At 35.4% G+C, this 14,582-nt stretch carries 11 protein-coding genes; 7 read left to right on the top strand and 4 right to left on the bottom strand.

Annotated elements, in window-relative coordinates; all coding sequences use genetic code 11:
• Positions 1-77: 77 nt before the first annotated feature.
• Entirely contained in the window at positions 78-1,970 is a 1,893-nt protein-coding gene (locus RHP76_RS10850) for an ABC-F family ATP-binding cassette domain-containing protein (RefSeq protein WP_288441191.1), read from the bottom strand.
• Positions 1,971-2,186: 216 nt separating this feature from the next.
• On the opposite strand from RHP76_RS10850, the gene RHP76_RS10845 reads away from it, so the two are divergent.
• Positions 2,187-2,699, top strand: a complete 513-nt coding sequence (locus RHP76_RS10845) for a 5' nucleotidase, NT5C type (RefSeq protein ID WP_062676310.1) — start codon at positions 2,187-2,189, stop codon at positions 2,697-2,699.
• Between the two features lie 121 nt (positions 2,700-2,820).
• Complete coding sequence (locus RHP76_RS10840) at positions 2,821-4,476, top strand: alpha/beta fold hydrolase (RefSeq protein WP_311230160.1); 1,656 nt, start codon at positions 2,821-2,823, stop codon at positions 4,474-4,476.
• Between the two features lie 138 nt (positions 4,477-4,614).
• Here RHP76_RS10840 and RHP76_RS10835 read toward each other — a convergent pair whose 3' ends face one another.
• Entirely contained in the window at positions 4,615-5,478 is an 864-nt protein-coding gene (locus tag RHP76_RS10835) for a glycoside hydrolase family 25 protein (RefSeq protein WP_311230159.1), read from the bottom strand.
• Between the two features lie 66 nt (positions 5,479-5,544).
• Here RHP76_RS10835 and RHP76_RS10830 point away from each other — a divergent pair, with 66 nt between their 5' ends.
• From RHP76_RS10830 to deoC, 5 genes are all read left to right on the top strand, one after another.
• Complete coding sequence (locus RHP76_RS10830; RefSeq protein WP_311230158.1) at positions 5,545-6,807, top strand: NAD(P)/FAD-dependent oxidoreductase; 1,263 nt, start codon at positions 5,545-5,547, stop codon at positions 6,805-6,807.
• Positions 6,804-7,475, top strand: coding sequence for a tRNA (guanosine(37)-N1)-methyltransferase TrmD (gene trmD / locus RHP76_RS10825; RefSeq protein WP_062676259.1), 672 nt, complete (start codon positions 6,804-6,806; stop codon positions 7,473-7,475). The genes RHP76_RS10830 and trmD overlap by 4 nt, the downstream gene beginning before the upstream one ends.
• 382 nt (positions 7,476-7,857) lie before the next feature.
• Positions 7,858-8,793, top strand: coding sequence for an endonuclease/exonuclease/phosphatase family protein (locus RHP76_RS10820; RefSeq protein ID WP_311230157.1), 936 nt, complete (start codon positions 7,858-7,860; stop codon positions 8,791-8,793).
• Positions 8,794-8,820: 27 nt separating this feature from the next.
• Positions 8,821-9,291: an Lrp/AsnC ligand binding domain-containing protein gene (locus RHP76_RS10815; protein ID WP_002976659.1), complete on the top strand. Its 471-nt coding sequence runs from the start codon at positions 8,821-8,823 to the stop codon at positions 9,289-9,291.
• A gap of 4 nt (positions 9,292-9,295) precedes the next feature.
• The gene (gene deoC, locus RHP76_RS10810; protein WP_123279170.1) at positions 9,296-10,039 is read left to right on the top strand and encodes a deoxyribose-phosphate aldolase; all 744 of its coding nucleotides are present in this window, start codon (positions 9,296-9,298) and stop codon (positions 10,037-10,039) included.
• A 50-nt stretch (positions 10,040-10,089) separates the two neighbouring features.
• Here deoC and dusB read toward each other — a convergent pair whose 3' ends face one another.
• Together dusB and RHP76_RS10800 are read right to left on the bottom strand one after the other, a co-directional pair.
• Complete coding sequence (gene dusB, locus RHP76_RS10805) at positions 10,090-11,085, bottom strand: tRNA dihydrouridine synthase DusB (RefSeq protein WP_110008089.1); 996 nt, start codon at positions 11,083-11,085, stop codon at positions 10,090-10,092.
• Between the two features lie 149 nt (positions 11,086-11,234).
• On the bottom strand, positions 11,235-14,462 hold the full coding sequence (locus RHP76_RS10800; protein WP_311230156.1) for a DUF8818 domain-containing protein: 3,228 nt from the start codon (positions 14,460-14,462) through the stop codon (positions 11,235-11,237).
• Between the last annotated feature and the right edge of the window lie 120 nt (positions 14,463-14,582).

Here is a 14,582-nt window from a genome sequence, read left to right as displayed (position 1 = left end):
CAGTTGTGATGAGAAGTCTTCAATTCGTTTACTCTAAAACTCTAAAACTCTTTGAATTCATTCATAATTCATCATTATTAAAGGAGTTCCTGAAGCTCCAGCCATCTCATTTCATGGTTCTCCAGTTTTTCTGAAACGCTTTCCAGTTCTGAAGAAAGTGTGGCTATCTTTTCGTAATCAGCTTCGTTGTTGAGCTTATCCAGAATTTTAGTACGTTGTGCTTCCAGTTCAGGCATCTCTTTTTCAATGGTTTCCAGTTCCCTTTGTTCTTTAAAAGTGAGTTTTCTTTTAGAATTGGCAGACTGAGTACTTTCTATTGTAGAAACAATTTCTTTTACAGGCTCAGGTTTTACCACTGCATTTTTTTCTAAGGCTTCTTCACGGCTTCTTGCTTCTCTGTATTCTGAGAAGTTTCCTACAAAATCTCTGATTTTTCCGTCTCCTTCAAAAGCCAGAACGTGGTCTACAATTCTGTCCATAAAATACCTGTCGTGGGAAACGATAATTAAAGATCCCTGAAATTGCTGAAGGAAATTTTCCAGCACTGTTAATGTAGGAAGGTCCAGGTCATTTGTAGGTTCATCAAAAATTAGAAAGTTAGGATTCTGATACAAGATATACATCAGGTGAAGTCTTCTCTTTTCACCACCCGAAAGTTTAGAAATAGGAGAATATTGTGTCTGATCATCAAATAAAAATAATCTTAAGAACTGTGATGCCGATAAACTTTTGCCATTAGCTAAAGGATAAAATTCTGCAATTTCTTTGATGAAATCTATTACACGCTCATCTTCTTTATATGTAAGCCCTTTTTGTGAGAAATAACCGAAAGAAATCGTTTCTCCGGTTTCAATTTCTCCTTTATCGGCTTTTTCAAAACCTTGAATAATATTAAGTAAGGTAGATTTTCCCGCCCCATTTTTTCCAATGATTCCCACTTTTTCTCCACGCTGAAACTGATAGCTGAAATCTTTCAATAAAACTTTAGGTCCAAAACTTTTATCAATATGTTTAAGTTCAAGAATTTTATTTCCCAAACGTTTCATCTCAAAATCCAGTTCAAGTCCGTCTTTTCTGGTATCGGTTTTGGCAACCTTTTCAGTCTCATAGAAAGCATCAATTCTGCTTTTTGATTTTGTGGTTCTGGCTTTCGGCTGTCTTCGCATCCATTCCAGTTCCTTTCTGTAAAGGTTATTGGCCTTGTCAATTGTAGCATTAAGATTTTCCTCACGAATCATCTTGTTCTCCAGGTAAGTAGCATAAGAACCGTTGTGAACATACAGATTCTGATCTTCCATTTCCCAGATACTGTCACAAACACTGTCAAGGAAATATCGGTCGTGGGTTACAAGCAATAAAGTGATTTTTGCTTTGTTCAGATAATTTTCAAGCCATTCTACCATATCCACATCCAGGTGGTTGGTAGGTTCATCCATGATAAGAAGTGTATGCCTGTGCTCGGCTCTTGTTTCTGTTAAAAGTTTAGCCAATGCTACACGCTTGATCTGCCCTCCGGAAAGAGTACCCATTTTAGCATCCAGATCAGTGATTTTTAGCTGGGAAAGAATCTGTTTCATTTCATTCTCCAGATCCCAGGCTTTATGAACTTCCATATCAGCCAATGCTTTCTCAATAAAATCATTATCTGTAGAATGGAGTGATTTGTGATAGTTTTTAAGAGCGAGGATAGGTTCGGAATCAAGGGTCATCATGAATTCCTCAATGCTGAGCTTAGGATCATAATCAATTTCCTGGTCAAATAACACCACCTGGATATCTTTATTGATGATCACAGTTCCGCTGTCTGCAATTTCTTTACCCATTAATATTTTCAGAAGGGTAGATTTTCCACTTCCATTTTTGGCAACAATCGCTATTTTATCTCCTTCATTGATGTGGAAAGAAATATTTTTAAACAAAACTTTGATGCCGTAAGATTTGGTAAGATTTTCTGCAGAAACGTAATTCATTGGGAATTAATAGTTTGATTTTATTTTTTAACTAAGTCGCAAAAATACGAAAATGTAGCCATAAAATTTTCCGGAACGCATCTTATAAGAATGAATATTTATGATTTTTTAATAGATAGTGTCCCTTGCCTGAAAAAACTAATCAGTAAATTTGATCAGCCACAATGAAATACACATTTTAATAGTAATAAATAATACAAAAATCTGATGGAAACAATGAAAAAAGTTATTGTCGACATGGACGGGGTAATGGCGGATGTATATCATCAGCTGGTACAATTTGAAAAAAGAGATACAGGAAGAGAAATTGAAATCAGTGATTTGGCTGGTAAGCCTGAAATAGAATCTTTTCCCAATGGAAAAAAGCACGTGAATGAAGTAGGTTTTTTCAGAACCTTACCTGTAATGAAGGGAAGCCGTGAGGCAATGGAATATCTGAATAATAAATATGAACTCTATATTGTATCTGCCGGAATGGAGTTTCCAAACAGCTTAAGGGAAAAATATGATTGGCTGGCAGAGCATTTCCCATTCATTACCTGGGAACAGATTGTTCTTTGTGGAAGTAAAAAAGTAGTGTCCGGAGATATCATGATTGATGACTATCCTAAAAATTTAGATCATTTTTCAGGGCAGAGACTGATATTTACCCAACCTCATAATGAGCTGATAGAAAATGATACTTACGAAAGAGTGCATTCCTGGGAAGAAATTATGAGTATCCTTTAAGTAGGAAATATTTATAATTAGGAAATATTTAAAACAACTTTAACTAAAGGGAGAATAATTTTAATAAAGTATTGGGATATTGGGCTGTTGAAAATAAATAAGTTTGCTTTAAACTTTTAACATGAAAATAGGTCATACTTTATTCTTCCTTTTCACAGCCTCTGCTTTCCATGCCCAGGTTATTTCCGGAACTGTCATTTCTAAAAATGAAAATCATCCAATTCCTTATGTAAAGATTGGAATTGAAAAAAAATCAATCGGAACAATCTCTGATGAAAAAGGAAATTTTTCAATTGATCTTTCCGATACAGATCCCCGGCAGAAAATAAAAATAGAAGTACCGGGATTTGAGCCTTACCAGGAAACAATACAGGATTTTAAAAAAAATGATCAGCAAAAAATATTTTTAACAGAGAAAACTAAAAATATTAAAGAGATTACCATTAAGCCTAAGAAACTTGTTGATAAAAACTGGGGAGTCAATACGAAGACAAAAAGTGTTATGTACTCGGTAAATCCACACCTCAGAAAAGAAGATTTTCTTGGTGAAACCGCATTGGCTTTTAATGCTAAAAAGAAATCAAAGATTAAGAATATTAACCTGAATATTGCCAGCTATACTGCTGATAAGCCTGTCATCATGCGGTATACTATTTATAGTGAAAAAGATGGTTTTCCGGATAAAAATATTCTTGATGAAGAAATTACCGTTGAACTAACCAGTGATATGATTAAAGACGGAACTTATACATTGGATGTGAATGACCGTAATATCTGGGTACACGGAAGGGTTTTTATAGGAATTCAGTTTTTAAAAGAATTTGAAGGGAGAGTCAATATAAGTGCAGCATTGTTCAAAACAGGATTTATAAGGAAATTTTACGGAGAGTGGACAAAAATGACTCTCGCCGCACCTGCCATTAATATCGATGTGAAAATGGATAAAAACGGAGACAAAAATACGGATGATGAAAACGGTTTTGCAGATGACAGCGCAGAAGCACTGATGCCTGATGTGTCAAAATATATCCAGGAATCGGAGCAAACAGTGTATGGGCAAAATAAAGCCGTAGGAAACTATCTGAAACTTCAGGATACCAACCTTTATTATGAGGTGTATGGTGAAGGAGAACCATTGATTCTGCTTCATGGCAATTCAGGAAGTATTAAAGATTTTTATCAGCAGATTCCTGTTTTATCAAAGCAGTATAAAGTAATTGCTATAGATACAAGAGGACAAGGAAAAAGTGTAGATTCCTCTAAAAAGGATTTTACCTACAAAATGTTTGCTGATGATGTAAAAGCAGTCGCAGATCAATTAAAGCTCAATAAGGTAAATATCGCAGGCTGGAGTGATGGTGGAAATACCGGACTGGAATTTGCCCTGAAATATCCTGAAAAGCTGAATAAGCTGATTGCAATTGGAGCCAATGCATTTCCTGATGGAGTGGATGACAGACTTACTGATCATTTTGAAAATAAAATGCTAGTGATGAAAGAGCTGAAGGATCCTGAAAAGTTTAATGAACAAAGGCTATTGAAAATTATGTTGACACAGCCACGCATTGCGAAGAAAGATTTAAATAAAATCGGAAGTAAAGTATTGGTTATTGCCGGTGAGAATGATGTTATTAAACGTGGTCATACTGAACTTATTGCAAAAGAAATACCCAATGCTGAACTTAAAATCTACAACAAGGCTACCCATATGATTCCTTTTGAAAACGCAGATCAGCTCAATACGGATATTCTGAATTTTTTAGGAAAAAGTAATTAGATAAAGGCTGGAAGCAGGGAGATGGAGAATGGAAGTGATATCCATTAGCTAATTTTGTAAGTTGACTCATTGAAACATATCATACGGGATCAATGAACTTCATCAGCTCTCATCTTCTTGCTTCCTTCTTCCCTTCTTTTAATCCAGTGTCAGCCTTTTTAATGACCACGAATTACCATTGTAAATATCAAGATCCACTTTAGCGTTGATACCATGAACAATCCCGTTTTCTGTAAACTGCCAGAAATCCCACTCATCATCAGGAGAAGGAGACGGAACATCATTGTAATTGGCAAGCCATAAAGGATAATCTTCAAACTCGCCTTTCAGAAAGTCTTTATAATAATGGTAGTAGGTGTAGATAATCGGCTTTTCACCATAGGAATCTTCTACAATTTTACACCATATTTTCAGATCTTCAATCAGCTTTTTGCTAGTTTTACGCTTGGGAATTTTTTCAATATCAAGGATCGGGGGAAGATCTCCGCTCTCAAGTTTTACATTCTCTAGAAAATTATTAGCCTGGATCACAGGGTCTTCATCAGCTCTGTAAAAATGATAGGCACCACGGATAAGATCATGCTTTTTAGCACTTTCCCAGAATTCGTCAAAATGCTTATCGGCACTTCTGTTTCCCATCGTTGCACGCATGACAACAAATTCTAATGGAATCGTTTTATTTCCGATGCTGAGACTGTCCCATTTGATATCTTCACGATTCTGATAATGAGAAACATCAAAACCATAGGTTTTATCAAGGTTGCTGGCTAGTATTCTTTGGATTCTTGCTGCTTCTTTTTCACTGTTATGAAGCTTTTTATGCTTAAATTTATTAAAGTACAGCGCATAGTAATAACTGATAGACTGTCTTAAATAAAGCCCTGTTCCTACTAATGCTATCATTAAAATAACCAATATCACCCATCTTCGGAAAAAATACTTCTTCCGTCGCGATTTATGGACTTGTTTGGCAGTTTTTTTGGTGTACTTTTTTGGTGTCATAAAGTTTTGCAAAACTAACTTTTTTCACTGCTAAATGCTAAAATAAAATCAGTAAATTTGTGTATTATGGAAACACGCGAAAAAATCATCATTATTGGAGGAGGATTTGCGGGGCTGCAGCTTGCAAAAACATTGAATAACAAGAACAAAAAGGTGATTGTTCTGGATCGGATGAACCACCATATGTTTCAGCCGCTTTTTTATCAGGTAGCCTCAGGAAGGATAGAACCTTCCAACATTTCCTTTCCCTTCAGAAAGATTTTTCAGCAGTCCAGAAATACACAGTTCCGTATGACTGAAGTCAAAGAAATAGATCCTGCCAACAATAAGGTTATTACTGATGAAGCAGAATTTACCTATGATAAACTCATCATTGCAACGGGCTGTAAAACTAATTTTTTCGGAAATAAAGAATTGGAAGGCAAAGCTTTCGGAATGAAAAATACTCAGGAAGCCATCAGTATCAGAAATCATGTTTTGATGACCTTTGAAAAACTGATTATTGAAAAAAGCCGAAGCGATGACGGAAACTGGAATATTGTTATCGTGGGAAGCGGTCCTACAGGAGTAGAACTGGCAGGGGCTTTTGCTGAAATGAAAAAAGATATTCTTCCAAGAGATTATCCTTATATGAACTTTGATCATCTGAAAATTATTCTGGTGAGTTCTACCGAAAAACCACTTGCAGTAATGAGTAGTGAGGCTCAGGAGAAGTCAGAAAAATATCTTAAAGATCTTGGGGTAACTTTTATGAGTGGAGAAGTAGTGACGGATTATGACGGAGATAAGGTTCATTTGAAAAGCGGAAAAGAAATTTCATCCAATAATGTGATCTGGGCAGCCGGAGTTACAGGAAATGTTGTAGGAGGTTTTCCGGAAGAAAAATTAGTGAGAAACAGATATATTGTTGATCGATATAATAAAATACAAGGTTACGATAATATTTATGCGATCGGGGATATTGCCTATATGGAAACCCCTAAATATCCACATGGGCATCCTCAGGTAGCCAACGTAGCTATTAATCAGGCAAAAAATTTAGGTAAAAATCTATTAAAGAAAAGCCACGAAGAATGGAAAGAATACGAGTATGATGACAAAGGCTCATTGGCGACTATTGGGAAGCACAGAGCAGTTGTAGATCTGCCGTTTATAAAATTTCAGGGATTTCTGGCATGGTATTTCTGGATGTTTCTCCATTTAATGCTAATTTTGAGCGTTCGAAATAAACTTGCCATATTCTTCAACTGGATGTGGAGTTATATCAACAAAGATTCTTCTTTAAGATTAATTATTATACCTACTAAGAAAAACGGAACATTACAATGAGAATTGACATAATAAGCGTACTTCCGGAATTGATGGAAAGTCCGTTCCAAACCTCTATTTTGAAAAGAGCAATGGACAAAGGACTGGTAGAAGTACATTTTCATCATCTGAGAGACTGGGCAATCAATAAGCACAGACAAATTGACGATGAGCCTTACGGAGGCGGTGCAGGAATGGTAATGATGGTTGAGCCATTGGATAAATGTATATCAGAGCTTAAATCTCAAAGAAATTATGATGAAGTAATCTATCTGACTCCGGATGGGGTAACTTTAAACCAAAAAATAGCCAATTCATTGTCTATTAAAGAGAATTTAATTTTTCTTTGCGGACATTATAAAGGAATAGACCAAAGGGTAAGAGATCTTCATATTACCAAAGAAATTTCAATTGGAGATTATGTTCTTACAGGAGGAGAACTGGCTGCCTGTGTTCTGGCAGATTCCGTTATCAGATTGCTTCCCGGAGTTTTGAATGATGAACAAAGTGCTTTAACAGACAGTTTTCAGGATGATCTTCTTTCACCACCCATCTACACGAGACCTGAAAGTTATAAAGGCCTGGATGTTCCTAAAATCCTGTTGAGTGGGAATTTCGGAAAAATTGAAGAATGGCGTCATGATGAAGCCGTAAGAATTACAAAGGAAAAACGTCCCGATTTATTGTAAACGAAAATCGTCAGAAATGATCTAATTTTCTGCTTCCATATTTAATTCCATTTGTTATAGATAAATGGAATAATATTTGTTGTAATTTCAATAAGTGTGAAAAATATTAATATTTCTGGTTTTAAGTTAAAAATTTATTTCTATTATTCCATATTTTATATATTGTCTCAATTTTGATTAATATGTCGAAACTGTGGGATAGTTGAAAAATTAATTCATAATGACTTATTTCATTAGTATTTTTTACTATATTTGAATTGTTTTTTATTGGAAATTGATTTACTGTTTTAGAGGTAAATCACTAAAATTTGAAAAAAAATAATAAATTTACATCTTAAAGTAAAAAGGACATAATAAATTAAAAGTATAGAAATTAGTGTAGATGGAGCTGTTCTCTTTTTATAATGTTGAAAATTTATTTTTACCCGATCCGAAACCTGTCCATAAATTAGATCCTACCCGGTCAGGATTAAGGAATTGGGATGAAAAGAGATATAAAAATAAGCTTTTTAAAATCTCTCATGTATTTCAGTTGATGAAGGAGGATAATGAAGTATTACCATTTGTAATAGGATTATCTGAAGTTTCCGGAAGGAAAGTTTTGGAAGATCTAGTAGAAATGGAGCCCTTTAATTCGGAATACGGAATTGTTCATTACAATTCTATGGACGAACGAAAAGTGGATGTAGCCATGTTATATGATAAAAATAAAGTAGAGGTACTCGATTCAGAAACCATTACTTTCTTTTTTGAAATAGTAAATAAAAACACAGAAAATTACGACACAACTCGAGACGTACTTTTTTCAAAAATTAAATATAAAGGGGAAATTATTAATGTCTTTGTCGCCCATCTTCCCTCTAAGCGCGAAAAAGATATCAATAAACCTAAAAGAACCTTTATATTGAATGAAATACGGGAACGGATTATGAAAATTGTAAATGCTGATAAAGAGCATGTTATATTGTGTGGTGATTTTAACGAAAACCCGGATGATGAAAATTTAGTACAGATTCTCTATGACAATGACCATGAGAAGGTTTTAATGAACCCTTTTCAACAATTGTTTTCTACAAGAAATTATTCTACTTTTCATTATAAATCTGGATTGCTGTATGATCAGATCATTATATCAAGATCTTTGCTTGATAATAAGACGCTGGCTTTTCAGGATGCCCATATATTTAATTCTGAAAAAATCCGCAGCAGAACCAGAAATTTTGAAGGACGGCCATTCCGAACTTATGCCGGTACCCGGTATTTAGGTGGATATAGCGATCACTTTCCGGTTTTTGTAAAATTTAAAAATTTACATTAAAAAACATAAATAATAAAAAAGTAGAAAATGAAAAATTCGAGCAACACAAGCTACCATTTAGATTCTATTGACAAGGAAATCATCTACATGTTGATGGATAATGCTAAAACTTCTTTAGCCCACATTTCAAAAAATGTCGGAATTTCCACTACTGCAGTGCATCAAAGAATCAAAAAACTCGAACATGCAGGAGTTATTGAAAATTCAATTTCATTTCTTAATCCTAAGAAAATTGGATACAAAGTGATTTCCTACATCGGTGTATTTCTGGATCAGCCAAGCCATTATCCGGAAGTGGTAAAGTCTTTGCATGATATCAACGAAGTAGTGGAAGCCCACTATACTACAGGAAATTATACCATTTTCCTGAAAGTGCTTTGTAAAGACAATGATCATTTAATGCAAATCCTTAGTAAGCTTCAAAAGCTGAAGGGAGTAACAAGAACAGAAACTTTTATATCTTTAGAACAAGGTATTTACAGACAATTGAAAGTATAATAATATGAACATAGCCCAATATTTGGATTCAACTTACCTGAAAACACCAGAACAGTCAGGTATTTCCCACGAAGAAACACTTCAAAAAGATAAAGAACTTGCTCAGGAAGCAATAGACAATGATATTTTTGCCGTGATGATTCGGCCGGATTATGTATCTGAGATCAAAAAATTTATTCAGGAAAGAAATTCAAATGTTGTAGTAGGAACTGTAATAGGTTTCCACGAAGGAACGTACTCTATTGATGAAAAAATTGCAGAAGCTTCAAAAGCAATAGAAGACGGAGCAGATGAATTAGATTTTGTTATTAATTACACGGCTTATCTGCAGGGAGATATAGAACTGGTAAGAGAAGAATTTGTAAAATGTACAAAATTATCTCTTGAACATCAAAAAGTTGCAAAATGGATTATTGAAATTGCAGCGTTAACAGATGAACAAATTGCAGATCTTACTAAAAAGATTTCTACCTGGGCAGAAGAGAATTTTTCTGAAAATGAGTTGTCGAAAATTTTTGTCAAATCATCTACAGGATTTTATCAGACTGCCGAAGGAAAGCCTAACGGAGCAACCTTTGAAGGAATAACAATTATGCTCAGCAATGCCGGGAAACTTCCTGTAAAAGCAGCAGGTGGAGTAAGAACTCCTGAAGATGCTGAAAAAATGATTAAAATGGGAGTTAAAAGAATTGGAACCTCTTCAGCTCTGGGATTAATTAAAAACGAATCTTCATCAGAAGGATATTAATATTAAATTCTCAATATAAAAAAACCATCAGCTTTGCTGATGGTTTTATTTTATAGCTGTGCCTGATATTCTTCGTAGAATTGTTGGGTTTCTTTGATCAGGCTGTCCATTTCTTCCATAGTGAAAACTTCAAGGAATTTTTTTCTGAACTCCTTGAAATGAGGAATTCCTCGGAAATAGTTGCTGTAATGTTGCCTCATTTCAACCAATCCTAATCTTTCTCCTTTCCATTCTGCACTCCATTCTGCATGCTGACGAACAGCCAGTAACCGGTCTGAAATAGTAGGTTCAGGTAAATGCTCTCCTGTTTTAAAGAAATGCTTGATTTCATTGAATATCCATGGATATCCAATAGCAGCACGACCGATCATAATACCGTCACAGGCATACTTTTGCTTATATTCTAATGCTTTTTCAGCAGAATCTATATCACCATTTCCAAAAATTGGAATTTCAATATTAGGATTTTGTTTAATTCTTGAAATATGTTCCCAGTCTGCTTCACCCTTGTACATTTGAGCACGCGTTCTTGCATGTATGGTAAGCGCTTTGATTCCTGTTTCCTGCAGACGTTCTGCTACTTCATCAATATTAATGCTGGTACTGTCCCATCCTAAACGGGTCTTTACAGTGACAGGAAGATGAGTAGAGCTTACAACAGCCTTTGTAAGACGCACCATAAGATCAATATCTTTCAAAACACCAGCTCCTGCTCCTTTGCATACAACTTTTTTTACAGGACATCCAAAATTAATGTCTACTAAATCCGGATTTACCGTTTCAACAATTCGTGCAGACATAGCCATAGCTTCTTCGTCACCACCAAAAATCTGTATCCCAACGGGTCTTTCATAATCGAAAATATCCAGCTTTTTACGACTCTTGATAGCGTCACGAATCAACCCTTCGGAAGAAATAAATTCCGAATACATTAAATCTGCACCATGCATTTTACACAAACGTCTGAACGGAGGATCACTTACGTCTTCCATCGGAGCCAGCAAAAGCGGAAATTCCGGCAGTTCTATGTTGCCTATTTTTATCATGGTGCAAATTTACAAAATTCTGAACATTCATAATTATGATATTATCTATCGGCCTAAATGATTGTTTTGTTTGGAAATTGGAGGATAGAAAAAGACTTTAAATAGTGAATATGAGATTTGATTGACTCCCCACTTCCAGTTGTCCACAATTAGAAGCTTGCTTTTACCTGCATACTTCCGATATGAATGGTTCGGTCACCGGAGTTTCTTCCTTCGTAATTAAGGTTCAGTTGGATAAACGAGTTGATAGCCTGTTGGATAAACACACTCCACACCTGGTTTTTTCCAGGTTTAAGCCCATCCAGCATCTGGTTTCCTACGATACTGAAATTGTTTCCTGTAAAATCGTTATTGATAAATGAGAAGTTTCCACGGATAGACGTTTTTCTTCGCTCCCACTGGATGGTTCCTGTAACATCAAAAGCCTTAAGAAGTTCTTCGCCATCCAATCTTTGTTTCTGACGGAAAGCAGAAGATAATTCAGCCTGAATGGCATCGGTGAATTTATACGTTGCTTTAGGCTTGGTTTCAAAATTATTCAGACGATAATCTCTTGTTTTAAATAACTGTGAAGAGTTTTGGATATCATGAACCGAGTTTTCCCAATCCACTCTGAATTCTTTATTGAACCAATATCCTATGTTCAGGAAATGAGAAGTCTGTTCACGTTCTTCATTACTGAAATTGGCATTGATGAGATTATCATTGGTGATAAATCTGTAATTTCCGTTCCAGCCTGATTTATCAGTTGGATTAAACTGTACGGAAGCAAGAATATTCTGATTTTTAAGGATTTGGTCACTGTTCTTTTCAAAAGGATTCAGAACAAGTACTTTTTCCTTTTTGTAGAATGAGTTTTGAGAATTTAATGAAATATTAAAATTCCAACGTTTTAAAAATCCATTCTCAGAGTTGAAAACAATGGCCGGATTGACAAACAAGGCCAATTGCAGTTTATTTTTATTGGAAGGAATATATCGTACAGAATTAGTATATACACGGATGTATTGCGCAAGATCGGAATATTCGGCAATTTCAAATTCGTCTAGCTGCTGAACGCCATCTCCGTTATAATCGGTCCATTTATAAACACCTTGTCCGTCCGTTACTTTAATGTACTGAAATTCTCTCTGGGCTTCCTGTCCGTTCCCCAATTCATAGAAAGCCTGAAGACGCATACCGTTTCTGAAAAGCTGTTGATTGTATAAGATATTTCCAACAACAAAATCATTATTACGGGTTACTTCACCTTCTGCACCTGAGTAGAAGAATTTTCGGTAGTGAATTAGAGCATTTAAACTGGTTCTTTCAGTCTTGATAATCTGACTTTCAGCCATGATCCCCAAAATATTGTTCATATTCTGAAGTCTGTTATCGCGTACTGAGTCGTTATCTCTCATATATACTTTCGCCAATAATTTGGTTCTTGTACTGTCACCTATTTTCTTCTGCAAAAATATTTCTTTCCAGCTGAAACTTGTGACATCCAAAAGCTGGGTATCATTGTACTTTTTCTCGTTATGCTCCATGCTTCCACCAATGGCCCAGCTTCCTTTTTTACCGGTAAATTCTGTTGAAACTCCACCACGGATGAACTTTGTATCCTGAAGAGTAGCATTGGTACTCAGATAAGACAGATTCCCTTTCGTAAAGAATTTTCCCGTCAGCCAGCCGAAATCAAGGTCATTTTTAATCCCTTTGTAAGAATCCTGTTCATTCAGGTAATTGATGCGGTAATTCAGTGTAGATTTATTATTCCATTTATTGAGGAAGCTGAAGGTAAATCTATTTTGGGTCTTTTTATTGAATTCCTGGGTAAGGTTGAAATCTCTGGAGAATTCCACATCATTAATACGATCAAGGATATGAAACTGTCTGTCTATATATTGATATTCAAAACTTGGAGTTCCTTTCCATGTGTTCTTTGTGAAGCTTTTATTTCCATAAATACGCCATGCATACCCCATGTTCTGATCAGAATCTTTTGATGAAAATAAGTTGACATCATAGTTACTCAGAGAGATATCAGCACCTATTTTTCCTTCATTTAACAGATATTCTGAGTTCAGAGAGTATACCTGCGATTTCTGAGGGGAAGGAAGTTTTCTTACGGCTCTGTAATCTCCGCCATTAGGGCCTACATATTCAAAAACACGCCCGTTGTTGGTGGTCTGTGCAATTTTATAATCTCCCTGATTAGCTCCGAAATAGGTAAAAGATACCTGATAAAGCGTTAAACTGGAATCCGTAGAATATTCATAAAAATTACCTGTGGGACTTAATTTGTATAAAATCTTATTGACATCATATTCGGTTACAACTCCTGAAGGGGCATACATCAGGTCAGGATTATTTCCAGCTTCTGCAAGAATTTGCTCATCTTCTTTAGATAGATTTAAAGAAAGAGGTGCGTTCTTATTGTCATTTTCCATAAACCAGTTGAATCCCACTTTGAATTTCTCTCTCTGGTGCTCAAGCTTTCCTGTAAACAAATACCTTGAATAATTTCTATTGGCGTAGTTGTATGAAATGGTGATGAAATTCTGCTGGAAAATAGGACGAAAACTGGTAAAGGTAACTTCACCGGTATTGTAATTGATAATATAATCCTGGTTTTCACCGCGCTTCATTAAGATTCCATCAATAAAAACCTGTTCAGAGCCAGAGATCAGCGTAATAAATTGTTCACCGTTCTTACCCGTCAGACGGTAAGGTCCCTGGTTACCTTCAACCCCCTGAAAACGTATTCTGTGGAATTCACTTCGGGCAACACCTGCAGAGATATCTACGAATGTCTTATTCTCTTTACCGAATTCTGTCTGGAACTGAAGTCCCATACTTCTTCTCTGGTATTTGGCAAAATAATTCTTAGCTTCTACAAGATCAAGATGTCCTGCTCTGAGGATAGACTTATCTTTAATATTAAGCTGCATATAGATTTTGTCAAACTCCTCTAAAGTCTGGGTATAACCATCAGCCTGTATGGGCAGGTTATGATCTGAAATACTCGCTAAAATCGTTACATCTTTTGACAAACGTCCGGAAATCTGAAGATCCATAGAACTTTGTACAGATTGCCCCTGATTATTACCAAAAGTAATCCCTCGGATAATAGAACCTTTTGAATTAAGTTCTCCTAAAAATCTCTTTTTATCATTCTTGGCCAGTACGGCTTCATCAATAATGATCTTATTATGCGTTCTTATGAAATCAAGAGTGTCCTTTGCAAAGATGTCCTGTTCCAGTTTTGCTGCAAGAATACTGTCTCTTTTGATGCTGTCCTCCGGAACGTTGGGGTTTTTCCACGAAAAGACCTGAGCATTTCCTGAAAATATGCCTAAGAAGAATAAAACGAATAGAATGACAAAATTCCGCAATTTTTAAAAATAATTCGTAAAAATAATTAAAAAATGTTAACATTAAGAGATCAACTATAATTAACAAAAACTTAACCTCTTTATTGTCCTCCAAAAAAAAATAGAATGTAGTTTTGTTAC

It is taken from the genome of Chryseobacterium sp. SG20098 (genome assembly GCF_031844745.1).
Taxonomy (GTDB): Bacteria; Bacteroidota; Bacteroidia; order Flavobacteriales; family Weeksellaceae; genus Chryseobacterium; species Chryseobacterium cucumeris.
This window is presented reverse-complemented; position numbering and strand designations above follow the sequence as displayed.